This is a genomic window from Burkholderia sp. WSM2230 (assembly GCF_000472445.1).
Taxonomy (GTDB): domain Bacteria; phylum Pseudomonadota; class Gammaproteobacteria; order Burkholderiales; family Burkholderiaceae; genus Paraburkholderia.
In genome coordinates, this window is the sequence record NZ_AXAJ01000001.1 from 85,002 (window position 1) to 110,753 (window position 25,752).

The 25,752-nt window shown below is 61.8% G+C and carries 22 protein-coding genes; 20 read left to right on the forward strand and 2 right to left on the reverse strand.

Translation table 11 applies throughout. From position 1 onward, the window contains the following. Nucleotides 1–34: 34 nt before the first annotated feature. The 14 genes from A3AC_RS0100380 (at nt 35) to A3AC_RS0100440 (ending at nt 15,105) form a co-directional block, all read left to right on the forward strand. A complete protein-coding gene (locus A3AC_RS0100380; RefSeq protein WP_025596487.1) occupies nt 35–2,041 on the forward strand; it encodes a tripartite tricarboxylate transporter permease in 2,007 nt (668 codons plus the stop codon). Nucleotides 2,042–2,070: 29 nt separating this feature from the next. Beyond that, on the forward strand, nt 2,071–2,601 hold the full coding sequence (locus A3AC_RS0100385; protein WP_025596488.1) for a hypothetical protein: 531 nt from the start codon (nt 2,071–2,073) through the stop codon (nt 2,599–2,601). Between the two features lie 50 nt (nt 2,602–2,651). After that, nucleotides 2,652–3,656: a LysR substrate-binding domain-containing protein gene (locus tag A3AC_RS0100390; protein ID WP_025596489.1), complete on the forward strand. Its 1,005-nt coding sequence runs from the start codon at nt 2,652–2,654 to the stop codon at nt 3,654–3,656. Nucleotides 3,657–3,794: 138 nt separating this feature from the next. Continuing rightward, nucleotides 3,795–4,097: a DUF4148 domain-containing protein gene (locus tag A3AC_RS28920; protein WP_232231869.1), complete on the forward strand. Its 303-nt coding sequence runs from the start codon at nt 3,795–3,797 to the stop codon at nt 4,095–4,097. Between the two features lie 11 nt (nt 4,098–4,108). Continuing rightward, on the forward strand, nt 4,109–4,309 hold the full coding sequence (locus A3AC_RS30295) for a hypothetical protein (RefSeq protein ID WP_156924552.1): 201 nt from the start codon (nt 4,109–4,111) through the stop codon (nt 4,307–4,309). Between the two features lie 75 nt (nt 4,310–4,384). Then, nucleotides 4,385–5,356: an ABC transporter substrate-binding protein gene (locus A3AC_RS0100400; protein WP_025596491.1), complete on the forward strand. Its 972-nt coding sequence runs from the start codon at nt 4,385–4,387 to the stop codon at nt 5,354–5,356. 63 nt (nt 5,357–5,419) lie between these two features. Beyond that, nucleotides 5,420–6,445, forward strand: coding sequence for an amidohydrolase family protein (locus A3AC_RS0100405; RefSeq protein ID WP_025596492.1), 1,026 nt, complete (start codon nt 5,420–5,422; stop codon nt 6,443–6,445). A gap of 21 nt (nt 6,446–6,466) precedes the next feature. Next, entirely contained in the window at nt 6,467–7,315 is an 849-nt protein-coding gene (locus tag A3AC_RS0100410) for an amidohydrolase family protein (protein ID WP_025596493.1), read from the forward strand. An 85-nt stretch (nt 7,316–7,400) separates the two neighbouring features. Next, the gene (locus tag A3AC_RS0100415) at nt 7,401–8,258 is read left to right on the forward strand and encodes an HpcH/HpaI aldolase family protein (protein ID WP_025596494.1); all 858 of its coding nucleotides are present in this window, start codon (nt 7,401–7,403) and stop codon (nt 8,256–8,258) included. Beyond that, a complete protein-coding gene (locus tag A3AC_RS0100420) occupies nt 8,258–9,808 on the forward strand; it encodes an acetolactate synthase large subunit (protein ID WP_025596495.1) in 1,551 nt (516 codons plus the stop codon). The genes A3AC_RS0100415 and A3AC_RS0100420 overlap by 1 nt, the downstream gene beginning before the upstream one ends. Nucleotides 9,809–9,842: 34 nt before the next feature. Then, nucleotides 9,843–10,736, forward strand: coding sequence for a phosphate ABC transporter substrate-binding protein (locus A3AC_RS0100425; protein WP_025596496.1), 894 nt, complete (start codon nt 9,843–9,845; stop codon nt 10,734–10,736). A 51-nt stretch (nt 10,737–10,787) separates the two neighbouring features. Next, the gene (locus A3AC_RS0100430) at nt 10,788–12,110 is read left to right on the forward strand and encodes an MFS transporter (protein ID WP_025596497.1); all 1,323 of its coding nucleotides are present in this window, start codon (nt 10,788–10,790) and stop codon (nt 12,108–12,110) included. A gap of 84 nt (nt 12,111–12,194) precedes the next feature. Continuing rightward, nucleotides 12,195–13,400: an MFS transporter gene (locus A3AC_RS0100435; RefSeq protein WP_025596498.1), complete on the forward strand. Its 1,206-nt coding sequence runs from the start codon at nt 12,195–12,197 to the stop codon at nt 13,398–13,400. Between the two features lie 103 nt (nt 13,401–13,503). Beyond that, complete coding sequence (locus tag A3AC_RS0100440) at nt 13,504–15,105, forward strand: aldehyde dehydrogenase (NADP(+)) (protein WP_025596499.1); 1,602 nt, start codon at nt 13,504–13,506, stop codon at nt 15,103–15,105. Nucleotides 15,106–15,120: 15 nt separating this feature from the next. On the opposite strand, the gene A3AC_RS0100445 is transcribed toward A3AC_RS0100440, so the two are convergent. Beyond that, entirely contained in the window at nt 15,121–16,146 is a 1,026-nt protein-coding gene (locus tag A3AC_RS0100445) for a porin (protein ID WP_025596500.1), read from the reverse strand. 308 nt (nt 16,147–16,454) lie between these two features. Between A3AC_RS0100445 and A3AC_RS0100450 the strand changes: the two genes are divergently transcribed. The 6 genes from A3AC_RS0100450 to A3AC_RS0100475 all read left to right on the forward strand — a co-directional run bounded on the left by A3AC_RS0100450 (nt 16,455) and on the right by A3AC_RS0100475 (nt 24,660). Further along, nucleotides 16,455–17,735, forward strand: a complete 1,281-nt coding sequence (locus A3AC_RS0100450; RefSeq protein WP_025596501.1) for an MFS transporter — start codon at nt 16,455–16,457, stop codon at nt 17,733–17,735. Nucleotides 17,736–17,818: 83 nt separating this feature from the next. Further along, nucleotides 17,819–18,805, forward strand: a complete 987-nt coding sequence (locus tag A3AC_RS0100455; RefSeq protein ID WP_025596502.1) for a protocatechuate 3,4-dioxygenase — start codon at nt 17,819–17,821, stop codon at nt 18,803–18,805. Between the two features lie 95 nt (nt 18,806–18,900). Beyond that, complete coding sequence (locus A3AC_RS0100460; RefSeq protein WP_025596503.1) at nt 18,901–20,811, forward strand: PD40 domain-containing protein; 1,911 nt, start codon at nt 18,901–18,903, stop codon at nt 20,809–20,811. Between the two features lie 173 nt (nt 20,812–20,984). Beyond that, the gene (locus tag A3AC_RS0100465; RefSeq protein ID WP_025596504.1) at nt 20,985–22,010 is read left to right on the forward strand and encodes a porin; all 1,026 of its coding nucleotides are present in this window, start codon (nt 20,985–20,987) and stop codon (nt 22,008–22,010) included. 451 nt (nt 22,011–22,461) lie between these two features. Then, nucleotides 22,462–23,352, forward strand: a complete 891-nt coding sequence (locus A3AC_RS0100470) for a helix-turn-helix domain-containing protein (protein ID WP_025596505.1) — start codon at nt 22,462–22,464, stop codon at nt 23,350–23,352. Between the two features lie 234 nt (nt 23,353–23,586). Beyond that, nucleotides 23,587–24,660 carry a lactonase family protein gene (locus A3AC_RS0100475; protein ID WP_232231871.1) on the forward strand — a complete coding sequence of 358 codons (1,074 nt, stop codon included), beginning with the start codon at nt 23,587–23,589 and terminating at the stop codon, nt 24,658–24,660. A gap of 38 nt (nt 24,661–24,698) precedes the next feature. Here the strand turns inward: A3AC_RS0100475 and A3AC_RS0100480 are convergent, their stop codons facing one another. Then, entirely contained in the window at nt 24,699–25,733 is a 1,035-nt protein-coding gene (locus A3AC_RS0100480) for a porin (protein WP_025596507.1), read from the reverse strand. Nucleotides 25,734–25,752 lie beyond the last annotated feature (19 nt).

Consider the following 25,752-nt stretch of genomic DNA (forward strand, 5'->3'; position numbering starts at 1 on the left):
GCCTGGCAGGCTTGCCATTTCATCAGGATGACGTATGGAATTTTTCAACGACGCAACGCTATTGGCAGCAGGCCATGCGTTGTCGACGCTCCTGCAATTCAACCGTCTGATCTTCCTCGTCTTCGGCGTGGTGGTCGGGCTGTCGATCGGGCTGCTGCCAGGCATTGGAGGCTTGACGGGTTTTGCGTTACTGGTGCCGTTCACCTACACGATGGACCCATATGCGGCTTTTGCGATGCTGCTCGGCATGGCGTCCGTCATTACGACGTCCGACGTGATTCCGGCCGTGCTGTTCGGCGTGCCCGGCCACGCGGCTTCACAGGCGACCGTGCTCGACGGCCTGCCCATGACGAAGCGCGGTGAGGCGTCGCGTGCGTTGAGCGCGTGCTACATGTCGTCGTTGTTCGGCGGTCTCATTGGCGCGATCGTTCTTGCGTTTTCGCTGCCGTTGGTGCGGCCTTTCGTGCTCTCCATCGGCACGCCCGAAATGCTCGCGCTCACTATATTCGGCGTTTCGATGGTCTCGGCGCTATCGGGCAACGCGCCGCTGCGCGGCGTGGTCGCGGCCTGTTTCGGCATCCTGGTGGGCATGATCGGTACCAACGTAGCAACCGGCCAGATGCGCTGGACCGGCGACATCCTTTATCTGCAGGACGGCATTCCGCTCGTGCCGATCATCCTTGGGATTTTTGCGCTGCCGGAGTTGTGCGAGCTGGCGATCCGGCGCACGGCGATCGCCGAGAACGTGCAGTTCAGTTCGCGCGAGGGGATGCAACAGGGCGTCGTCGACAGTTTTCGCAACTGGTTTCTGATTCTTCGCTGCGGCGGCCTGGGCGCGATACTCGGTGCGGTGCCGGGCATCACCGGCGCGGTGACGGACTGGATCGCATACGGTCATGCGCTGCAGACCGCGAAGGGCGCGAAGCAATCTTTCACCACCGGCGATGTGCGCGGCGTGATTGCGCCCGAAGCGGCCAATAACGCGCGCGAAGGCGGCAGCCTCGTGCCGATGCTGTCGTTCGGCGTGCCGGGCGGCGCGGCGCAGGCCATCCTGCTCGGCGCGATGATGGTGCACGGCTTCATCCCCGGCCCGGACATGCTGACCAAACATCTGGACTTCACGTATTCGATGGTCTGGTCAATCGCGCTCGCCAATATCTTCGGCGCGGGCCTGTGTTTTTTGCTGAGCGGACAGTTCGCGAGGATTTCGACGCTGCGCTATACGCTCATCCTGCCGGTCATCATGCCGATCATCTATGTCGGCGCTTTCCAGGGCTCGCGCAGCTGGGGCGACCTGTTCGTACTGCTCATCGCCGCCGTGATCGGCTGGACCATGAAGCGCCTCAGATGGGCGCGCCCGCCGCTGATTCTCGGCCTCGTGCTCGGCGTGCTGATGGAGCGCTACATGTCGATTTCCTTCGTGCGCTACGGCACGGAGTGGGTCACGCGCCCGGTCGTCATGGTTCTTCTCACGCTTGCGGCGCTGGTCTTTTTCAAGCCGCTGTTCACAGCGTTGCGCAGCGGCGGCCTCGCGCGGATGCGGCCGAGCGGCAAGATCGTCGTCAAGCCGGAAGATCTCGTTTATGTGTTCTTCATCGGCGTCGGCGTCTATATGCTGGTGACCGCGCAGAGCTGGCTGCTCATGGCGCGAATCGGGCCGACCGTGATTGCGAGCATTCTCGTGATCGCCGGAACCTGCAGCCTGCTCTACAAGGTCTTCGTGATTCCTGCCCATGCGGCAGCGGCGCCTGCGGGCGGCGGCATCCACATGGACGTATCGAGCGACCATGGCGAAAAGCTGCCGAACCGCGTGACTCTGATGCGCGCCGCGAAGTTCTTCGGCTGGTTCATCGCGTTTCTCGTGTGCATGTCGCTGATCGGCATGATCCCGACCGTGCCGCTCATTATCGTTGCGTACATGCGCATCGAGGGGCGCGAGTCGTGGCGGCTCAGCCTGATTCTCGCGGCCTGCGTGACCGCGCTGATCTATGGCGTCTTCGATCAGATCATCCATATACCGTGGCCGAGCAGCCTCATCTAAACAAACATCGTCACAGGAAGGAAACAGGCATGACGGACAACCGGCTCCAACGTATCGACCCGGACCAGGCCACCGGCGAGCAGAAGAAAGTCATTGCGCGGCTGGGCGAAGGGCGCGGGCGAATTCCCACGCCGTTCAACATCTGGCTGCATAACCCGAACCTCGCTGACGGAATGGAAATTATCGGCACACACGTCGATCACTCGCCCGTGCTCAGTGAGGCGGAGAGCGAAGTTGCCATTCTTTCGACGGCGGTCTTCTGGAATGCGCCCTACGTGATCGCCAACCACCGCCGGCATGCATTGAAGGCGGGGGTGCCGCAGGCGGTGGTCGAGGCAATTCTGGAAAAGCGCCGGCCTGAAGCGGGCGATGACCGCCTGGGCCTTGTCTGCGAGGCGGTCTGCGACATTCTCGCGGGCGGCGTAGTCGACGACGCGCGCTTTGCGCGTTACGACGCCGAGCTCGGCCGCGCGGTGATTGCCGAGTTGCTGATCACGGTGGGCTACTTCACGTCGATTTCGCTGGGCATGACCTTGCACGCGCTGCAACCCAAGGACTGATATCCGCTCATGTTCGTTGACGAGATGGTGAAACCGCGGAGGCACACGACGTGTCAGCTCTCGACTGGTATCTGCAGATCAACCTGAAGGCGCGGCACCTGCGCCTGCTCGTCACGATCGACACATATCGCAATCTGACCCAGGTCGCCGACGTCACGCACGTGACGGTGCCTGCCGTCTCCAAGTCGCTGGCCGAACTGGAGCGGGGGCTCGGGCTCACGCTGTTTTCACGCACCGCGCAGGGCCTTGTGCCGACGCCGTATGGCGACTGCCTGATCCGCCATGCGCGCGACATGCTGACCATCCTGCATCAGGCGCGCGACGAACTGAAGGCATTGAGTTCGGGGACCGAGGGCAAGGTTCACATCGGCATGTTGCCCGCGTCGGCTTCAGTGCTGCTGCCGCAGGCGCTGAGCCTGCTGAAGCAGCGCTCGCCCGGCACCAACGTGATGGTCACGGAAGGCACAACGGCGTTGCTGCTGCCCGAACTGTGGCAAGGCCGTCTCGACCTTGTGGTGGGCCGCTTGCCGGCGCCTGACACGCTCGGCAGCTTCGAGGAGCGGGAGCTTCTCGAAGAGCCGGTCACGCTGATGACGGGCCGCCACCATCCCCTGGCCCGCAGGAAGTCGGTGACATGGTCGGACTTGCGGCCTTATCCGTGGATACTGCCGCCGCCGGGCTCGATACTGCGCGACCCGCTGGAGCGGGCGCTCGAAGCACACGACCTGCCGCTGACCAGCAACTACATCGAAACGCTTTCGATTCACGTCGCGCGCGCGCATCTGCAGATCTCGGATTTCATCGCCGTCATGGCCGGCACGCCCGGCGGCGACACCGCGCAGCCGCTGCATACGCTTCCGTTAAGCCTGCCGCGATTGCTGCGGCCGGCGGGCGTGCTGTGGAACCGGAACCGCGGCCTCACGCCGAGTGCGCAGCTGATGGTGCAGTGTCTCGAAGAAGCCGCCGGACGCCTGCAGACGGACGCCGACGCTGCGGCACGCGCGGCGGCGTCGGCCAGGGCAAACCGGCTGCGCGCGCCCACGGAGGCGCGTTGACGGCGATTGCCGTTTGTCAGGCCGCGAGGCGCCCGCCGGCGTAGGTGGCGCAATTGTCAGCGCGCCGCCAGCTATTCGACAGTTGCGTCACGCTACACTTTCATCATGGTGTTCCAGGTTTTCCCGAAAGCGGAGACCATGATGAAGATCACTCTTGCGTGCCTGACGCTTCCTGTGTTGCTGATGGCTTGCACCGCTCCTTCCGCCGACCATCTGTCGAGCGCCGCTAACCCGTCCCGTCACATCACGCCGCATGAGTGCCATGATCTTGCCGCGCTCAGACAGGGCGCCGAGCCGACGCACGAACGTTTGACGTCCGAGGCGGCGGCGCTGTTCACGGCCGGATACAACCCGGCGACCGACGCCGACATCTATCCTGGTGCGCTGCATCATGCGCAGCGGCGCGTCGACCACTGGTACGCGAAAGACTGCAGGATGTGAGACTGAGCGACTTGCCGAAGTCCGCGCTGCATCTATACCCTCCCAATCTTCAGCCGAACTGCGCCGGGCAAGGCCTCGCGCTCGCCCTGCGCATGCTCGCGTGGTTGCATATCGCCCGCGCCTTTACCAAACGGTTAACGCTCGCGCTGCTTAATTCAATAGACGGAAAACCGGCGCGCAAACATCATTCAGTCAACGAGATCGCCTGGTGAGCCGCGCAACGCGCCCACGGCCGGCAGCAGCTGGGAGGCAGGCCGATCCGATTATTCAGGTCAAAGGAGACTACGTTGAGCAAGAAAGTACACCTCACGCTCGCAATCGCCGAGCATCCGCATACCGCTGCCATCCGCGACGGCTCCATCCCCATCGAAGGCGTCGATGCAGAATTCATCACCGTCCAGCCGCAGATCGGCGCGTTTCGGCGGATGGTCCGCGACGTCGAATTCGACGTCTGCGAACTTGCGCCGACGACCTACATCATCGCCCGCGCTTACGGCGCGCCGTTCGTCGCGCTGCCGATTTTCGTCGTGCGGCGCTTCCACCATTCGGGGCTGCTCGTGCGCCCGGACGCAGGCATCAAAACGCCCAAGGACCTGGAGGGCAAGAAGGTCGGCGTGCGCGCCTATTCGGTGACGACGGGTGCATGGACGCGTCAGGTGCTGATGGACGAATTCGGACTGGACGCGTCGAAAGTGACATGGGTCGTAGACGATGAAGAGCACGTCACGCAACTCAAGCTGCCGCCGAATGTGATTCACGCGCCGGCCGGCAGCTCGCTCGCGGAAATGATGGAGAAGGGCGAGCTCGTCGCCGGTTTTCACGGCAACGCCGGCATTGGCCGCACGGGCGCACCGACGGGCGGCTGGAAGGAAGTCGAGGCGGACTATCCGGATCTCTTCCCGAATGCTGAAGAACTCGAGGCCGAGTACTACGCGCGCACTGGCGTCTATCCGATGCATGGCACGATCGTCGTGAAGGACTCCGTGCTCGCCGAGCATCCATGGGTCGCGAAGTCGATCTACGACGCTTTCGACAAAGCGAAAAAGGACTGGCTCGCAAAGCTCGATGCGGGCGAGCTCACCGACAAGAAGAACAAGAAGTACCTGGAGTTGCGCAAGATCGTGGGGCACGACCCGCTGCCATACGGTATCGAGGAAAACCGCAAGACCATCGAGGCGCTCGAAGCCACCGCGTTCAAGCAGGGCCTGACGCCGCGGCGCATGTCGATGAGCGAGCTGTTCGTCGATCCTCGCGCCTGAGCCGCGCGCACATGTTGAACCTCGTGCATTGATCTACGCATCCAACTCCAGACGGAAGAAAAAATGATCATCGATTGCCACGGCCACTTCACGACCGTCCCCGCATCTTTCCGCGACTGGCGCGCGAGGCAGATCGACTCCGCCAATGACCCGGCCAATGCGCCGCCGCTCTCTGGCGCCCACGTATCCGACGACGAAATCCGCCAAGGCGTCGGCAACGGCCAGTTGCGTCTGCAACAGGAGCGCGGCGGCGACCTCACGCTGTTCTCGCCGATCGCAGGCCTGATGAGCCACCATCTCGGCAACGAGCGTACGAGCCTCGAATGGGCCGAGGTGTCGAACAATCTCGTGCGCCGCGTCTGCGACCTGTATCCGGACAACTTCGTGCCGGTCTGCCAGTTGCCGCAGTCGCCGCTCGCGCCGCCGAAGAACTCGATTGCCGAACTGCGCCGCTGCGTCGAGGAAATGGGTTTTGTCGGCTGCAATCTGAATCCCGACCCGAGCGGCGGCTACTGGACCGGCAAGCCGATGACGGACCGTGAGTGGTATCCGCTCTACGAGGCGCTGTGCGACCTCGACGTGCCCGCCATGATCCACGTCGCAGCTTCCTGCAACCCGTGCCACCACGGCACGGGCGCGCACTATCTGAACGCGGACACGTCCGTCTTCATGCAGTTGCTGCAGGGCGATCTGTTCAAGGACTTCCCGACGCTGCGTCTCGTGATTCCGCACGGCGGCGGCGCGGTGCCTTACCACTGGGGCCGCTATCGCGGCATGTCGCTGGAAATGGCGAAGCGTCCCTTGGAAGGGCTGCTCAGCAATGTCTTCTTCGACACCTGCGTCTATCACCACCCGGGCGTGGAGTTGCTGACCAAGGTCGTGCCGACGACCAACGTGCTGTTCGGATCGGAAATGATCGGCGCCGTGCGCGGCCGCGATCCGAACACCGGCGAGTATTTCGACGACACGAAGCGCTACATCGACGCTTGCGCGGCTTTGAGCGACGCCGACCGCCACGCGATTTTCGAAGGCAATGCACGCCGCGTCTATCCGCGTCTGGACGCGCAGCTCAAATCCAGGGGACTGTAACGCAGCGATTGCTGGACGGACATCATGAACATCATCGACATTCATCCTCATATCATCTCGGACGACGAGAAGCGCTACCCGCCCGCGCCGCTCTTCGGCAAGCGCTCGGACTGGTCGCAGGAGCGGCCCAACACCGTCGAAGCGCTGATCAAGGCCATGGACGAGGCCGGCGTTGCGAAGGCGGCCGTCGTGCATTCGTCGACCACTTACGGCTTTGACAACAGCTATGTCGTGGACGGCTGCAACCAGTACAAGGACCGGCTCGCGGCCGTGGGCTCCGTGGATATGCTGGCCGACGACGTGCAGGCGGTGATCAGAAGCTGGGCGGACAAAGGACTCGCCGGGCTGCGCATCTTCACCGGCGGTTCCACCAAAGACTTCGATCCGAGCGAGCTCGACAACCCGAAGTCCTTCAAGGCGTGGGAGATGCTCGCAGAACTGAAGCTGCCGATGTGCATTCAGACCGGGCCGATCGGCTTGCCTCAGGTGCGCATGCTGGCCGAAAAATTCGCAGACGTGAACATCATCCTCGATCATCTGGGCCGCCCCGACGTGCTCGACGGTCCGCCGTATGCGAAAGCTGCCAGTCTGTTCGCGCTTGCGGATCTGCCGAACATTTATCTGAAGCTCACGCCGCGCATTTTCGGCGACGTGAAGAAGGAGAAGGCGAGTGCGGAGACTTTCTTTCCGCGCGTCGTCGAAGTGTTCGGCGCAGAGCGGCTGGCCTGGGGCTCGAACTTCCCGACCTCGCCCGGCACGCTCAAGGAAATTCTCGCGACGGCCCAGCATGGACTCGCTTGCCTCAGCGACGAAGACCGCGAGTGGATTTTCAGCAAAACCGCGCAGAAGCTGTATCCGGCCCTGAGCTAAGCCGACTGTCGCCAAGCGCACCGAACATCGCCAACGCGCATGCAGCCGCCTCATGCGGCGCCGCGCAGCGAAAAGAGAGATCAACATGTCCAACATTCGCCTGAACAGCATCATTCGCGCGTTCGAGTCGGGCAAGGCCGCGCATGCGGCCTTCTCCAAGCTCGACAAGCAGACCGCCATTGAAATGAGCGATTCGCCGTATGACGGCATCGTCTTCGAGATGGAACACAACCCCTATGACGTGAGCGCGCTCGGCGACGCATTGCAGTACATGCTGAGCCGCAAGCAGATCGCCGAGTCCGCATCGGTGGCGACGAAAGTGACGCCGATTGCGCGTATTCCGGCCAACGGCGTCGAGATGAACCAGAGCTTCGCAAAGCAGGTGCTCGATCGCGGCGCATACGGCGTGATCTGGCCGCACGTGGCAACCGTGGAGCAGGCCTATAACGCCGTCGCGTCGTGTCGTTATGCGCGCCCGAAAAGCGCGCCGCTCTACGAACCGAAAGGTGTGCGCGGCGACGGCCCGGCCAATGCGGCACGTTACTGGGGCCTCTCGATGCAGGAGTACTACGAGAAGGCTGACGTGTGGCCGCTCGCGCCGCAAGGCGAGATCCTCGTCGGCCTGATGTGCGAGAGCACGCAGGCAATCGGGAACCTCAACGACATTCTCGCGAACGTGCCGGGCATCGGCTTCATTCTGATCGGCGAGGGCGACCTGAGCCAGGAGCTGGGATTCCCCCGCCAATATGAGCATCCCGAGGTGATCGATGCGATGCGCCAGATCGTCGACACCTGCAAGAAGCACAACGTCGTGGTGGGCCATCCGCACGTGACGGCCAAAAATCACCGCCGTCTGAGCGAAGAGGGCTACCGCTTCCTGATGTCGGCACCGCAGCGGACCTACGGCGTAGTCGGTCTGGCACGCGACATGGCGGGCTACTGATGAACGGCGCCGAAAGTCTCGTCGCGACTCTGGTCGAGCAGGACGTCGATATCTGCTTTGCCAACCCGGGCACCTCGGAGATGCATTTCCTCGCTGCGCTCGGCAACAACCCGAAGATGCGCAGCGTGTTGTGCCTGTTCGAGGGCGTGGCCACCGGTGCAGCAGACGGCTGGTACCGGATGAAGGACAAGCCGGCCTCGACGCTACTGCATCTCGGGCCAGGGCTCGCGAACGGCCTCGCGAACATCCATAACGCGAAGCGTGCGTCGTCGGGTATGGTGAACGTGGTCGGCGAACATTCGGTGTCGCATCTCAAGTACGATCCGCCGCTCACCTCGGACATCGAGGGCCTTGCGCGACCGCTGAGCCACTGGGTTCGCCGCGCCGAATCGGCGGACAGCATCGCCTGGGATACGGCTCAGGCCGTGGCGAAAGCGAGCGCGCATCCTGGGCAGATCGCCACGTTGATCCTGCCCGGCGATACATCGTGGCAACAGACGGGCGCGGCGCCCGTGCTGCCGCCGCCTGTGGATGTCCGCCGCAGGACGCCCAGCACCGCGCGCATCGAACACGTCGCGCGGGTGCTGCGCTCCGGTGAGCCGACGCTGATCATTCTGGCCAATAAGGCGACGCGCGGCGCGGCGCTCGAAAAGGCAGGCCGCGTATCTGCCGCAACCGGCGCGCGGCTCGGCTCACAGTTCTTCACTGCACGCATGGAGCGCGGCGCGGGACGCGTGCCGATCGCTCGTATTCCCTACGCTGTGGCGCAGGCCAATGCGTTTCTGAAGGACTACAGGCACATCGTCACCGTGGAAACCACGGAGCCCGTAGCCTTTTTCGCGTACCCGGACAAGCCCAGTCTGCTGAAGGCCGAAGGCACACTGGTTCATGCGCTCGTCGAGGCTGACGAGGACAGCGAACTTGCCTTCGACATGCTGCTGCAGGCGCTCGGCGCGGCCAACACCGCGGCGCTCGTGCAGGAGCGCATCGAAACGCCGGTGCCGAGCGGCGCGCTGAATCCAACGAGCGTCGCGCACGCGCTGGCAGCGGCGTTGCCGGAGAACTGCATCGTCGTCGACGAATCGCTGACCACGGGCCGCGAGTCCATGGGCCTGACCATGGGCGCGCTGCCGCACGATCTCATCAACAACATGGGCGGCTCGATCGGCTATGCGACGCCGGTCGCGACCGGTGCCGCGTTGGCGTGTCCGGACCGGCGCGTCATCTGCATGGTCGGCGACGGCAGCGCCATGTACACGATCCAGTCGCTATGGACTCAGGCGCGCGAGAACCTGAACGTCACGACGATCATCTTCGCCAACAACAGCTACGCGATCCTCAAGGCGGAGTACGCCAACATGGGCGCGGGCACGCCGGGCGAACGCGCGCTTTCGATGATCGACATAGACAGGCCGCGCATCGACTGGCTCGCGATGGCGAAGAGCATGGGCGTACCCGGCGTGGCCGTCGAAACGGCGGAGAGCTTCCATAAAGCAATGGTCGATTCGATTCGCGAGCCGGGCCCGTGCCTCATCGAGGTCCGGCTCTAATCGATAGGAACAATAAGGCAAAGGAGAGACATTCATGACAACCACGCTGACAGGTGTGCCGACGCTGCGCACCAATCTGGCCGAATACGCGGTGACAAAGGCGATGCGCGACGGGCGAGTGAGCTCCGATCTCGTGACGCTGGACTTCTGCGGCCCGACTCCCGCGCACAACGGCTTCAAGGCGATGGTCCGCGAGAATAAATTCGATGCGGGCGAACTCGCGATCGTCACGTTCTTGCAGGCCAAAGCCTACGGCAAGCCCTATGTGCTGCTGCCGACACCAATCTCCGGGCGCTTCCAGCACCACTGCGCCGGTTACAACATCGACTTTGGGCACCTCGATCCGAAGGACATCGAAGGCAAGAAAGTCGGCGTGCGCACCTACACGCAAACCACCGCGCTGTGGATTCGCGGCATCCTGCGCCACGAATATGGCGTCGACCTCGACAAGGTCACGTGGATGACGCTCGGCGACGGACACCTGGCCGAGTACAGCGATCCGCAGAACTGCGAGCGTCTGCCGGCAGGTTCGTCGATTCCGGAGATGATGCTCAAAGGTGAGCTGGCCGCTGCATTGCTCGGCGAAGACATGCCGAAGGACGAGCGCGTACGCACGCTGGTTCCAGATGCGCATGCCGCTGCGAAAGACTGGTTCGCGCGCACCGGAGTGGTTCCGATCAATCACATGTTCGTCGTGCATCAGAACGTTTCGAAGGAGCGGCCCGACGTAGTGCGCGAGCTGTACCGTATGATCGTGGAAAGCCGCTCGCTCGCCGAGGGCGTGCCAGCCATCTTTCCGCCAATCGGATTGGAGGCCAACCGCAAGGGGCTGCAACTGGCGGTCGACTGGGCGCTCGATCAGAAGATCATTCCGCGCCGGCTTTCCGTAGATGAGTTGTTCGACGATGTGACGGGAAGCCTTGGCTGAGCGATGAAAGTCCGCGTTGTATAAAACGAGTAGAAGATCGGAGACGAACAGGTGGAGACCACTCGGCAGAAAGCGCTGCGGCCCGAAAATCGCTGGGGCATTCTTGTGCTGCTCGCGCTCGGCCTGATGATCTCTTTCGTGGACCGAACGAGTATGTCGGCTGCACTTGCGGATCGCCACTTCGTGCAGGAATTCGCGCTGACGCACGTCGAGCGCGGCTGGCTCGGCTCCGCAATGTTCTGGTCTTACGGCCTCCTGCAGATGCCGATGGGCTGGCTCGTCGACCGCTATGGCGTGAAATGGCCTTACTCGATCTGCTTCCTGCTGTGGTGTCTCGCGGCAGCGGCGACTGGTCTCGTGACCACGTTGTCCGCGCTGATACTGGTGCGGCTTCTGATCGGCGTCGCTGAAGCCGTGGTGGTGCCTGCCACCTACCGGTATCTCGCCGACAACTTCGATGAAACCCGCAAGGGCACTGCGCTCGGCATTTACTCGATCGGCGGCAAGATGGGACCGGCGCTGGGTGCGCCGATCGCTGCGTGGCTGATCGCCGTGGGCTCGTGGAAAACGATGTTCATCATCACGGGCCTCGCAGGACTGGTCTGGTTGATGCCCTGGCAACTGATGCTCAACAACGACTTTCCCTCGCGTGCCGAGCTTGCGTTGGCGAAGCGCCGGGCCGCTTCCGTGCCGCTCGGCAACCTGCTGGCAAGTCCTGTCGTATGGGGCGGTTTGATCACCAACTTCTGCTACAGCTATTTTGCGTTCTACTGCATGACGTGGATGCCGGCATATCTGGTCGAACAGCGGGGGCTTTCGCTGCAAGAGTCGGGGCTCTACACCTTCTTCAGCTTCGCCGGTATCGCCATCGTGGCCGCCTTCGCGGGGTGGGCGGCGGACCGGCTGATCGCGCATGGCCGTGATGCTGTCGTCGTGCGCAAGTCGTTCATCGTGGCCGGGTTTATCGGCGGCACCACGGTTCTGCTAGGCGCTTATACGCCGTCGCCCGAGATGGCGTTGTTCTGGAACATCGTATCGCTGTCGCTTCTTGGCCTCGTCACTGCGAACAATCTCGCTTTGGTGAAGCTCACGCTGATTCCCAGGCAGGCGGTGGGTCTGAATACCGGCTTGCAGCAAGTTGCCACGAGTCTTGCCGGTGGTGTATCGGCGAGTCTCTCGGGCTGGCTGCTTCATGTAGGGCACAGCTACACGCTGCCGATGGCGGCCATTTTCGGGTTCCTCGTGCTTGGCGCGACAAGCACGGTGGTGCTGCTGCAGCGCAAGTGGGCGCCGAAAGTCAACGGGAGCGGATACGAAGAACAACACAACGACGATGCGGCGGCGCGAACCTATGCCAACAAGAATTTCCCCTGAGCGCCCGCACAGTCGCAACGCGCAACGCGGGCAGCGGTCATGACGCGCCTGAACGATACGTCGCCACCGGCGGCGGAGGCGCCCTTGCGAAAACATTCGTCGCTGACGCGTTTTCTGATAGCCCGCGCCGGTTCGATCACCGCGCAGCAGATGCTCATGCTCGCGATCAGCTGGCACATGTACGATCTGACATCGAGCGCGTGGTCCCTCGGGCTCGTGGGACTGTTCCAGTTCATTCCCGGACTCGCGACGACTTTCGTCGCCGGTCATTGCGCCGATCGCATGCATCGCGGCCAGATCGTCGCGGTCTGTCTCGCCGCGCAGGCCGTGACGGCCGCGCTGCTGGTTGCGTCCACAGTAACGCATGTCGTGACACGCGACCTGTTGCTGGGCCTCTCGCTCGCTCTTGGCGCGGTCCGGCCGTTTCAGATGTCGGCGCAGCAGGCGCTCTTGCCGATGCTCGTTCCGCATAGTCTGCTCGCACGATCTATGGCGCTTAGCACCGTGGTTCAGCAGGTCTGCGTGATAGCCGGACCGGCGTTGGGCGGCTTGCTGTTCGCGATGGGCGTCAACGCGCTATATCTGACGTGCGCCGCGGTGTTCTGCGTGAGCGCCGTGATGTACGCGATCATTCGCTACGACTACGTCGCGCCGCCGCGCGAGCCCGTCACGGCGCAGACGGTGCTCGCCGGCTTGCGCTTCGTGTGGAGCAACCCGTTGCTGCTCGGCGGTATCTCGCTCGATCTCTTTGCCGTGCTGTTCGGCGGCGCGACCGCGCTGCTGCCGGTCTACGCGAAAGAGATTCTGCATGTCGGGCCCCAAGGGCTCGGCTTGCTGCGCTGTGCGCCTGCTGCCGGGGCACTATGTGTCGGCCTTGTGTTGTCGCGCCATGCGATCGGCAGCGGCGTCGGCAAGAAGCTGCTGGTCGCCGTGGCCATCTACGGAATGTCTATTGCGGCCTTTGGGCTCTCGCGTTCGTTTTTTCTATCGCTGTTGCTGCTTGCGATCTCGGGCGGCGCGGACACCATCAGTGTGATCGTGCGTCAGACGCTGATCCAGCTGGAAACGCCGGATCGCATGCGCGGACGAGTCGCTGCTGTCAACACGCTGTTCATCGGCGCGAGCAATCAGTTGGGCGAGTTCGAGTCCGGGGTGACCGCTACGGCGTTCGGCGTCATCGGCTCAGTCGTACTGGGCGGATGCGCGACGGTCGTCGTCAGCCTTGCATGGAATCGGCTGTTCAAGCCGCTTGCCCAACGCGAGACGTTGCACTCGCAGACAGCGCGTTGACCACGACTGCTCATGGTGTGTCTGTCCACCTCCCATCGTTCAGCTCACAATGAATCGGCTCGCAAACCAGCCGGCAATACACAACCCGTTTCAGGAGTCTGGTATGACAATCAATGGCGAAATGCTAATCGGATTTAGCGAGGTGCGCGGTAACGAGGGCGAGCAGCGCGCGTTCAATCCCGCGACCAACTCGGAAATCGCGGAGCCGGTGTTCGGAATGGGCGGTGCCGCGGAAGTCGAGCGCGCGGCTTCGCTCGCGTCCGCGGCTTTCGACAGCTATCGTAAGGTGCCGCTTGAAAATCGCGCAGCATTTCTCGAGGCAATCGCAGACAATATTCTGGACCTCGGAGACGAACTCCTCGAGCGCGCGCATGCGGAGACGGGTTTGCCGGTGCAACGCCTGCAAGGAGAACGTGCGCGCACGGTTGGGCAGTTGCGTCTCTTTGCGGAAGTCGTGCGGGACGGGCATTTCCTCGGCTCTACTATCGATCATGCGCAGCCCGGGCGCCAACCTTTGCCGCGCGCGGACCTGCGTCTCGCGAAAGTGCCGGTGGGTCCGGTCGCCGTATTCGGTGCGAGTAACTTTCCGCTTGCATTCTCGGTCGCGGGTGGCGACACGGCATCGGCGCTTGCCGCGGGCGCGCCTGTCATCGTGAAGGCGCACAGTGCGCATCTGGGTACTTCGAGGCTCGTCGGCGGTGCAATTCAGAAGGCCGTGAAGGAGCAGGGCTTGCCGGAGGGCACGTTCTCGCTGCTGTTCGGCGCGGGTCGGACGCTCGGCGAAGCGCTCGTCTCGCACAAGGCCATCAAGGCGGTCGGTTTCACAGGATCCCGGCAGGGCGGGATTGCGCTGATGCGAATTGCCAATGCGCGCCCCGAACCGATTCCGGTGTATGCGGAGATGAGCAGCATCAACCCGGTCTTCCTCTTTCCGGGCGCGCTTGCGACGAGGGCCGAAGAGATCGGTAGCGCGTTTGCCGATTCCCTGACGATGGGCGCCGGTCAGTTCTGCACGAACCCGGGTCTCGTCGTTGCCATCGACGGCCCGGATCTCGACCGGTTCGTTAGAGCAGCCGCGGATGCACTTGCTTTGAAGCGGGCGCAGACGATGCTGACGCCAGGTATCTTCGACGCCTACTGCAGCGCGACGAGAAACGTCAGCGCGGTTCAGGGCGTGACGAAGGTGGCAGAGGGCGAGTCGGCAGGCGAGCGCCCCAATGCCGCGCAAGCGGTGCTTTATGTGACCGATCCAGCGCGCCTCCTCGCTGCGCGTGAGCTCGAGGCGGAGATGTTCGGTCCTGCCTCTGTCATCATTCGAGCCCGTGATTTCGATGAGCTGCTGCAGATTGCGGAACACATCGAGGGGCAGCTTACCGTCACGCTGCAGATCGATGCGGTGGACCACGCCGACGCGCAACGCCTCATGCCTGTGCTCGAACGCAAGGCTGGCCGGATCCTCGCGAACGGCTTCCCGACGGGTGTTGAAGTATGCAGAGCGATGGTTCACGGCGGGCCATTCCCGTCGACTTCAAATCCGATGTTCACGTCGGTGGGCGCGACGGCGATCGACCGTTTCCTGCGCCCGGTCTGCTATCAGGATCTGCCTGATGCGTTGCTCCCGGATGCGCTGAAGGAAGCGAACCCGCTGGGCGCGTGGCGTCTTGTCGACGGCGCGGTGGTTGAGCCTGCGCAGGCGGCGACGTAAAGCGCCGCCTGCGCATCAGAACTTGTGCGTCATTCCGACGATGACGCCGCGCGCATACGCACCCGGCTCGACCGCGATGCCGGAATATTGCGTGCCGTCCAGCGTGTATTGCGCCTGATTGCGGTTTTGAATGAGCCCGGCGGCGGTGTACAGGATCGTCGATTTCGACAGATAGTATTCGTAGATCAGCCCGACCTGCTGCGCGTTGTTGCCGTGGCCCGTCCGGTCGTGCGCATAACCGTACATCACCGAGAGCCGGTTGAACGGATTGAACAGATAGGTGCCCGATGCTTCGTAGATGTCGCGCTTTTCGCTGTTATCACTCTGCCGTTCCGTCTGGTACGCGGCATAGAGCCGCGCGGCGCCCAGCCGGTAAGACGCGGCTGCTCTGAAGATTTTCTGCACCGACGTGCCGGCTGTGTTCGCCGACGATTCGTAGCCGGCCCCGACATGAAACGGTCCGTGAACATAGCGCGCCACGACGTTGTAGAAGCGCAGGCCGTTCGACGGCTTCGTCGTCTGATCGCGCAGCGAGACCATGCCCTGCACAGTCAGACCACGGAAATCCGGCAGGAAGTAGGCAATGGCGTTGCTCGCGCGCACGGACGCGTCAGTAAAGTTGTTGATCGGTGACGCGAAGCTCTTGACTGCGGTCGGATCCACTTCGCCGTTCAGAAACAGGTATTCCGGCTTCTTCTGACGCCCGAAGCGCACTTCACCGAAACGTCCGGACACGCCGATCCATGCGAGACGATTGAACGAGGCCGTCGGGTCGGTCGCCGCACCGGTCACGCCCGAGAATCCCTGCTCCAGCTGAAAATCGACGCTGACGCCGCCGCCGATATCTTCATGACCCGTCAGGCCGTATACGGTTGCGAAAAGGCCGCTCGATACCGCGCGGACCGCGCCGCCCGCACCGCCGTTCTGATATTCGATGCCGTTATCGACAACGCCATAAAGCGTGATCGAGGATTGCGCATAAGCGGTATTCAATAGACATGCCAATGCAATGGCCGATACCGGATAGACCAGCTTCTTCATTCTGTCTCCGAGTCTGTTTCTTTTATTTGAGGGCTTTGCGCCCGAAACGGGCGCGCGCTTTTGGGCGCCGCGAAAAGCGAGAAAGCAGAATATTGGATCGCCGTGCTCGCGTCCCTGCACAAAACCGAGAATCGCCGGGACTTTTCAAAAGGCCGATCAACGCTGGCAGACCGAAACAAAAGTGCCATTGAAAGTGACTTTTGTGTAGGGACGCGGCCGTCATCGTCAAATATGCTGGATCCGTCGAAACGATGCGTCCGGCCGCCGGTGTTATTCGCAGTCCAACCCAATCAAAGAGAAAACAGCAGATGGAGACAAACAAACCTGAACGACAAGGAAGCGTGAGCCGCTGGGCCGTGCTCGCGCTCCTTGCGCTCGGCGTGTTGATTTCGTTCGTCGACCGCACCAGTATTTCGTCGACGCTGGCGGATGCAAATTTCATCCGGCATTTCGCGCTCACTAACGTGGATCGCGGCTGGATCAACGCGGCATTCTTCTGGTCGTACGGCGCGTTCCAGATTCCGATGGGCTGGGTTGCCGACCGCTATGGCGTCAAGTGGCCATACGCGATCAGCTTTGGCTTGTGGTGCATCGCTACTGCGCTGATGGGAGCGGTTACGGCGCTCGCGAGCCTCGTCGTCATGCGTCTGATCATCGGGATGGCCGAGGCAATTGTGATTCCCGCGAGCTATCGCTGGATTCGCAACAACTTCGACGAGAGCCAGAACGGCCTCGCCGTCGGCCTGCTGGCGATGGGCAACAAGTTCGGCCCGGCATTGGGTGCGCCGGTGGGTGCATGGTTCATCGTCCACTATTCGTGGCAGGTGATGTTTGTCGCCACAGGTCTCATCGGTCTCATCTGGCTCGCGCCCTGGCTGCTGCTGGCCCGCAACGATCTGCCGACGAAGGAGCAACTTGCAGCGGCGAACCGGCGCGCACGCACCGTGAGCCTTGGCAGCATCGTGTCGAGCCCGGTGGTGTGGGGCGGTCTCATCACCAACTTCTGCTACGGCTATTTCACGTTCTATTGCATGACGTGGATGCCTTCGTATCTGGTCGAGCAACGTCACCTTTCGCTTTCGAGGTCCGGGCTTTTCACGTTCTTCAGCTTTGCCGGCATCGCAATTGTCGCGGCGCTGGCCGGTTGGGCAGCCGACCGGATCATTGCGAGAGGGTACAACGCCATTCTCGTGCGCAAGCTGTTCACAATCACGGGCTTTGTCGGCGGATGCACGGTGCTGCTCGGCGCGTATGCGTCGACGCTGGAAATGGCGCTGTTCTGGAATGTGCTGTCGCTTTCGCTGCTTGGCCTCGTTACCGCAAACAATCTCGTGCTTTCGCGCCTGAGCCTGATTCCCAGGCAGGCGATCGGACTCGTCACGGGCGTGCAGCAGGTGGCGACGAGCCTCGCCGGCGGCGTGACGGCGAGCCTCTCAGGGTGGCTGCTCCATGTGAGCGGAAGCTATGACCTGCCGATGATGGTGATCCTCGTCTTCCTCGCGCTCGGAGCGCTTGCAACGGCGATTTTGTATCGCCCCGAATGGGCGCCGAAGGTCACGGAAATGCAGGCTTCGTTGCGGCAGGCGTAGAGAGCGCCGCATAGCCGGCCCGTGTGACGCTCAATGCGCTCGGGCCGCGTTGCAGAACACTTTAATTCACTGAGAAACCATACATGGCGAAGATTGTATTCGGGATGGCAGTGCCGCACAGCGGCATGCTGGGTCAGGCACCGGAAGACTGGCTAAAGAACGGTGAGCGCGATCGTAGCAATCCGGAACTGTGGTATCGCAATCGGACCTGGACTTATCCGGAGCTGGAAGCGCATCGCGAAGCGGCGTTCGAAAAATTTCTGACGCTCGAGGAACGCACCGCGCGCGCCGCGCGCTGCCGCGCCGCGCTCGACGCCATGGCCGCCGCGTATCGCGATGCGAAGATCGATGTGGCGATCATTCTCGGCAAGGATCAGAAAGAAATTTTCACGCACTGCTCGCCGTCAATCGCGATCTACAGCGGCGAGGAAGTGCATAACGGGCCGCCGCAGCGCTCGGTGTATGCACCGGATCACCACGTCACTCACAAATGTCATCCGAAGCTGGCCACTTATCTGATTGAGCACTTCCAACGTGAGGGCTTCGATCTGACCGATCTGTTCGCGTGGCCCGACAACGTATGGATGAAGCCGTTGCCGGAGTATCCCGTCGTGCCGCATGCATACAGCTTTGTTTATCACCAGATCATGGGCGACGCACCGCCGCCGCATGTGCCCGTCATCATGAACTGCTTTTATCCGCCGACGCAGCCGTCCATGTCGCGTTGCATCGAATTCGGAGCCGTGTTGCGCGATGCGATCAACGCGTGGCCCGACGATGTGCGAGTCGGCATCTTCGCGTCGGGCGGGCTGTCGCACTTCGTCAACGACGAGGAATTCGACCGCCGCATCATGAAGATGCTCGCCGACTATGACTACGACGGTCTCGCCGCGGTGGACAACCGCTCGTATCAGTCGGGCACCTCGGAAATCAAGCTCTATGTCAGCGTGATGAAGGCGGTGCAGGAAACGCGCGCCAGCATGACGCTGGTGGACTACGTGCCGTGTTGGCGCACGCCCGCAGGCACCGGCGAGGGCATGGGCTTCATGTACTGGAAAGCCGAAGAGTGATCCGCGCGACCTCGCGCATTCACGCGTGCCCCTGAATATCCGGGAGAAGCACCACGAGCTGCTCGCTCGAACATAAAACTAATGGAGGCATTGCCGTGCATCTCACTTCGTCTTTGAAAAAGCTCTTCGGCTGCATAGCCATTGGGTGCGCTTCGGTCTGCGTCGCCGGCGCGGCAAGCGCGGCGTCGAATGGAACCTTGTACCTTAACCGGGTCGGCCCTGTCACTTCAGAGTTGTACATTTCGAACGCCGACGGTACCGGCGAACACAAGCTGATTCCCACCGCCGGTTTCGATTATCACGCGTCGTTTTCCAAAGATGGCCAGTGGATCGTGTTCACCTCCGAGCGCGATGGTCTCGGTCAATCGAACCTTTATCGTGTGAAAGTGGATGGCACGGGTCTCGAGCGGCTAACCGACCATATTGCCGTCGACGATGCGGCCGCCGTCTCGCCGACGGACCCGAACCTGATCGCATTCGTCTCGTCGCGCCGGGGCAAGGACGGCTTCGGCACCACCAACATCTGGACCCTCAACGTATCGACCGGCGCATTGAATAACGTGACGGGCTCGCTCGGTTTCGATCCGACACGGCCGCATAGTTACTTCAGGCCGTCATGGTCGCCGGACGGCAAGTGGCTCGCGCTATCTTCCGATACCGGCTCCGATTGGCGCGGCCACAATCTGCCCACAGGCTGGGAGCGCACGCAGGAAAGCAGCATCTACATCATCAGGCCGGACGGCTCCGGCTGGAAGAAAGTGGCCGGCGTATCGGGCTACGACGAAGGATCGCCCTCGTGGTCGCCGGACGGCAAGCGGGTCGTGTTTTACGAAACGCCGGTGGAATCGACATGGGGCGCACACCGTCCCGAGTCGATCGACTCGGTCAGTTCTCAGCTCGTGTCAGTCGATGTTTCGAGCCTCGCCCGAACGACGCTGACGTCCACTGCGGGCTTCAAGGTATTCCCGCAATATCTGAATGCGACCAGTGTCGCGTATCACGTGAAAGGCGGCTCAACAGAGGGGCTCTATACGACGGCGGGTACCTTCCGCTCAACGGCCAATACGGGTATCCGCTCGCCGCGCTACTCGCCAGACGGCACGAAGCTGGTCTACGAAAAAGTCGCGTTCGCTCCCGCGCGCGCCAACGGAACGCCGCTATTCAGTTTCGACCCGGCCTGGAAGTACACCTATCTCGACGTATTCCCGCAACTGTCCAGAGACCGTGCAAAACTGGTGTACACGGAAAAGGCAATGGGTTCTTCGATTGCCGTCACCAATCCCAATCTGTCCGGCTATACGCGTGTTTACGATCCGGCCACGAGCGGTCTGGACCCGGCTGCAATCGCGCAGGGGCTCGCCGGCGCATTTCAGCCGACATGGTCGCCGGATCGTCAGTGGGTGGCCTTCGGTGTGGGCAACTGGTTCTTCACACGCAGTACCGGTGCGGGCCAGATCATGCGTATCAGGACCGACGGCAGCATGAACGGCCAGGCCGAGGCGCTGACGGACGGTTCCATCAATGCGGGTTTCCCGAGCTATTCGCCGGACGGCAAGAAACTCGTCTACCGCGTGTGGAGCGCCACGGTACAAGGGCTGCGCATTCTCGATCTGACTACCCGCAGCTCGACAGTTTTGACGACCGGTGCGGACAATCTGCCGGGCTGGTCGCCGGACGGCAGCAAGATCGTGTTTACGCGTAAGCAGATCGATGCCGCCGATCCGAACAGGTTCAACTACGACGTGTTCACCATCAGACCGGATGGCACTGGCCTCACACGCCTGACTACGGACGGCTCGAACCAGGGGCATGCTGTATGGACGTGGGACGGCCGCATTGCGTACAGCTCCGGCACCTATGGCTTTCGTGACGAACTCGCGCTATACGACAACAGCTTCCAGCCGGACGGCCAGAACTGGGTGATGAATGCGGATGGCACCAATCAGCGGCCCATTACGGACACGCTGTGGGAAGAAGCCATGCCTTTGTACATTCCCGCGCTGTGAGCCTGCGGCTGCATTGAATGTTCAGCAAAGGTGCGCGAAGACGCGGGCGATGACTCCGTCACGCCCGCGCATTCGTTGAGCGTGCATGGGCGGGAAAAACCATGTTTGCGTCAGCCATGCATATGCGTAGCTGGGCAAGCGCTCGCGCATTCAAAATATAAACAGGAGACAAAATGAAAAAGACGGTATTGGCTTTATCCGGTATTGCATCGGCCTGCGCTTTCAGTGCCGCATACGCGCAGTCGTCGGTCACGCTTTACGGTGTGATTGATAACGGCATCGAATACCGGAACTCCGCTTCGGGCGCGGTGGTTCGTGCGGTATCCGGGGGGCTTTTCGCAAGCCGGTATGGTTTGAAGGGCAGTGAGGATATCGGCGGCGGTCTGCATATCAACTTCCAGTTGGAGCAAGGCTTCTCCGGTGTGACCGGAGCGGCTTCGAATTCGGCGGCCGCCTTCAACCGGCAAGCCTGGGTCGGTGTGTCGGGCGCGTTTGGCGAGACGCGGTTTGGACTGCAAAACACGCCTCAATACATTTTTATCAATCCCGAACTCGATCCGACGGCGGTGATGAGCATCGGCTCGCCGATGAACAACTTCAACAGCCTGACCATACGCGTCAATAATGCAATTTCATATTTCACGCCGACGGTGTACGGGCTCAGTGCGCAGTTCATGGTGGCGATGCGCGATTCGACCACCAAGCCGACAAACGGATTCCAGTTCTATAACGCCGCGCTGCGCTATGAAAACGGGCCATTTCGCATCGCGGCCGGCTACGAGCAGGCGGCGAATGCCGCAGGAACCTCGACCCTCAAACTGTTCAACGCGGGTGCGTCTGTCGGCGTAGGGGCCGCGCGGTTCTATCTGGCGTACCACAACGAACATCAGACCGACGACAGCATCAAGCGCGACGTGTATGAAGCATCCGGTTCGTATTCGTTCAGTCCCGCTGCTCAGCTTTCGGTCATGTATGGTTACGCGCATGACCGGACAGGCCAGGGCAATAATGCGCAACAGATCGGTCTGACTTACGCCTATTCGCTTTCTAAGCGCACTACGTTATACGGCTCCGCAGGCTTTATTCAGAACCGCAATCAGGCCCGCTTCACGCTAAACGGAACAGGCTACACGGGGCTTGCCGTCGCGCCGGGCGCCGACACGCGCGGCGCGATTATCGGCATGGTGCATAAGTTCTGATTGCGGCCGTGGCGTTGCCGCGGAGCGGCTGATTCGGGTTAATAGCAGGGCGCGTCTTGCTGGAGGATATGCAAAAATGCACTGTGCTTTCGCGGGCTTGTTTTACTGGGGCCGCGCGAGAATTTCGGCTATCGACGCGACATGGGTCGAGCAATTGGTCGAGTCAATTCCGGATGTCTAACCGTGGTTACGCGTGGAAACCGCTGTTGCCGCCGCCGCTGTCTCGCGCCAGCGCACTGCAACTTGTGCCGCTCCGGGGATTCCTCGCACTCCGCGGTTCCGGCGCCATACCGCCACGAGTAGCGTGCGCGCCTGTGCATCGCTGTCCGATCCATTGCGCACGAAGCCGGAATTCTAACGGTGGCCGTTAAGAACCCGCATCGGCCAAGGAGACTTTATGCCACACGGTGCCTCGGCAAAGTATCAAACCCGGTCTTTTGCCAGTGCGAACATGACAACTGTTCCGAAGGTTCGCCTATACGTTGAGCGGCCTGAAGAGAAGAACTGGTTCGTACATGTCGGCCATGTCACGGAGCGAGGCCGCTGGCGAACCGAACCTCATGCGCATCCGGCTTATGGCCAGGTGATATTCGTGCGCAATGGGCGCGGCATGATGAATCTGGAAGGCAGCAGTGTGCCGTTCGAGGGACCCTGTGCGCTGTTGTTGCCGACCGAGTGCGTGCATGGTCTCGACTACGAGCTGGACGCCGACCGCTGGGTCGTGACAATCGAGGTCGCATATCTCACGCAAGTCAACGCCAAGCTTCATGAGTTCATTGCACTGTGGGCGTCGCCGCGAGTGATTCCGCTTGCATATTGTGCCGACGCCGGCATGGAGTTTTACAGCCTGATTCACAATCTTAAGGAAGAGGCGGAATCGGACGCGACTGGTCACGTGGTCGGCACGGAAGCACTGCTCACTACGCTGCTGCTCAAGCTCGTTCGTGAGGCGCGTCTCGCCGACACGGGCCACGAGAGCCCCACGCGCAACGATATTCGCGTTGTTGAACGCTTTCGCAAGCTGATCGACGAACACTTCCGCGAGAACCTGCCGCTGCAGGACTATGCTTCGATGATGGCTGTCTCGCTCGTGCAACTGCGTGCGGCGTGTGCGTCAGCAGCCGAGCAAAGCCCGACAAAAATGATCCACGCCCGCATCATTACAGAGGCGAAGCGCAATCTTATCTTTGGCGATATGTCGGTCGAGCAGATTGCGTTTGCACTCGGCTTTGCCGATGCCGCGTACTTCACGCGCTTCTTCCGCAGAGAAGTCGGGCAAACGCCGAGCCAGTTTCGCGCTGCCGCGCGACAGCAATCTCAGCGCAAGGCTTCATCGCAGTGAGGGTTTCAGGTCCAGCATCGCGCCACAAAAAGTGCCGGTGAATAGAACTTTTATGCAGGGACGTTTCGGGGCTAATCGAATAATCTGAGGTGAACTTACTTATTGTGTTTGCCTTCAGGTTCGCCGCCTATGACACAGCCCTCAACGAGAACTACGCTCACTCGGTACATGGTGACCGGCGCGTTTGCTGCGGTCATGTCGCTAGCGGCGACATTGAGTGCATGCAGCACTACAGTGAAATCGCCTGAAGAGCCGAAGGCCGAACTGGTCTACGTCGGCACGCAGAACCGTCAGATCCACGCGCTGCGCTTCGCTCCGTCGACGGGCAAGCTTGCGGTAATCGGCAAGGTTGCAGAAGGGCCGCGCTCGACATGGGTAGCCGCGCATCCAGTTTTGCCGGTGCTCTACGCGGTCGACGACGACAACACTAAAGAAGGAAGCGTGACCGCTTATGCGGTGAATCGTGCGACCGGCGTCCTCGAGCGAATTAACGAGGTGGGCACCAGGGGCAGCGGCACCACGAATCTGTACCTGGACATTCCTTCGATGACCTTGCTTGCCGCGAACTATGGCGGCGGTTCAGTATCGAGCATCACAGTCAATCGCGATGGCAGCCTGGGTTCACTCGTGTCCACGGTCAAGGACATCGGCTCGGGGCCGAACCGCCGCCAGGCCGGCGCGCATGCGCACAGCGCTGTGGTCGATCCTTCCGGGCGATATGTGCTCGTTCCCGATCTCGGCGCCGATCGCGTGTTCATTTATGGATTCGACCGTGCGGCTCACTCACTGTCGGCGGACGACGCAGTTCGTTCGCGATCATTCGTTGCGCCGGCGGGAAGCGGTCCGCGCCATATTGCTTTCGGCGCGAACGGACAATATGTCTATGTGATCAGCGAACTGTCCGCGGAAATAATGGTGTTTCGCTGGGACGCATCGCAAGTGCGCTTGACGCTTCTGCAGTCATTGCCGCTCAGCAGCGAGACATTCCAGGGCACACGAAGCGGGGCGGAAATCGCCGTCAGCGGCGACGGGCGCTTTGTGTATGCGCAGAATCGCGCAGAAGATTCGCTCGCCGTCTATCGGGTCGATGCGGACTCCGGCGAACTGTCGCTGGTCCAACGCGTGGCCTCGGGCGGTGAAAAGCCTTGGAGTTTCGCGATCGATTCGTCCGGCAGGTGGATGCTGGTCGCCAACCAGCGCAGCGGCAATGTCAAAGTGTTCGCCGTCGACACCGCATCCGGCAAGCTTTCTGACACCGGCCAAACGGTCGACGTCCCATCTCCGGTCAGCATCGCCTTCGTGCGATAGTGGATTTGTCGGCAAGCGCGCGCAAGATAAAACTGCCGTTAGAACAGATGGTCGATGCCGATGGTGAACGCAGTCTGACTATTGACGCCGGCCGGATTGAGCGTACTCACCACTGCGTGCCGGTACGACGTGTAGTCGAATTCGCTGTAGAGCGTTGTGCGCTTCGATAGCAGGTAGCCAAGCGACAGCACGGAGAGTCCCCGTCGGCCGGATTTATCGTTGGATACAGTGGTTTGATAGTAGCTGCCGCGGAAAACGACAGTTGGCGTGATAGTCCATGACAGGCCGCCGAAGCCGTTGTTCGTGACCTGATGAGGCGCTGCGGGATTCCGCAGATCCTCCGACATGAAGCCTCCTGACAGGCGCACGGGACCGATCTTGTAGCTGGCGCCGACCATGTAGTAGCTGTCGCCGATATATGTGGAACCGGTCAGCACGCTGCGGTGCCCGTATACGCCGCCAATTCCGATGGGGCCGGTCGCATAGCTCACGCCTACTGCGCGCGCGGCGCCGCTGCCAAAGTTGCCTGCCACGCCGCCGAAAGAATTGTCCACTTCGAAGAGCAGCGGTCCAAAGGTATTCTTGTACTTCATGTCGTTATTGTTGCGCGTGCCGTCCGAGGCGACCGTCAGCGGAATGATCGGCGTGAAGTGAAAGCCGAACGGATCGTAGACGCTGATAATGTCGTGCGCAATGGTGTACTGGCGGCCGAGATCGAGCGAACCGTACTTCGAATTCCCGATACCCACGAACGCCTGGCGGTTGAATTCGGTTCCCGTGGTGTTGTCGAACTGGCCGTTGCCCAGGTTAAAGCCGCTTTCCAGCAGGAAATGCGCATTCCAGCCATCGCCGAGATCTTCCTTCGCGCGGAAGTCGAGCTTGTTCGAACTGTAGTAGCCGTTGGAGTTCATGGTGGTCACGGAGCCGCCGCCTTTTGCGGCGTTGGTCTGATGGCGTATGCCGCCATCCACGGTGCCGTATAGCTGCACGCTGCTTTGCGCGTGTGCGGGCATCATGCCCAGCATGCCGGCAGTGGCAGAAACGACGAGCCCAATCTTTCTCCAGATATTCATCACCGCTTGTCTCCTGTTT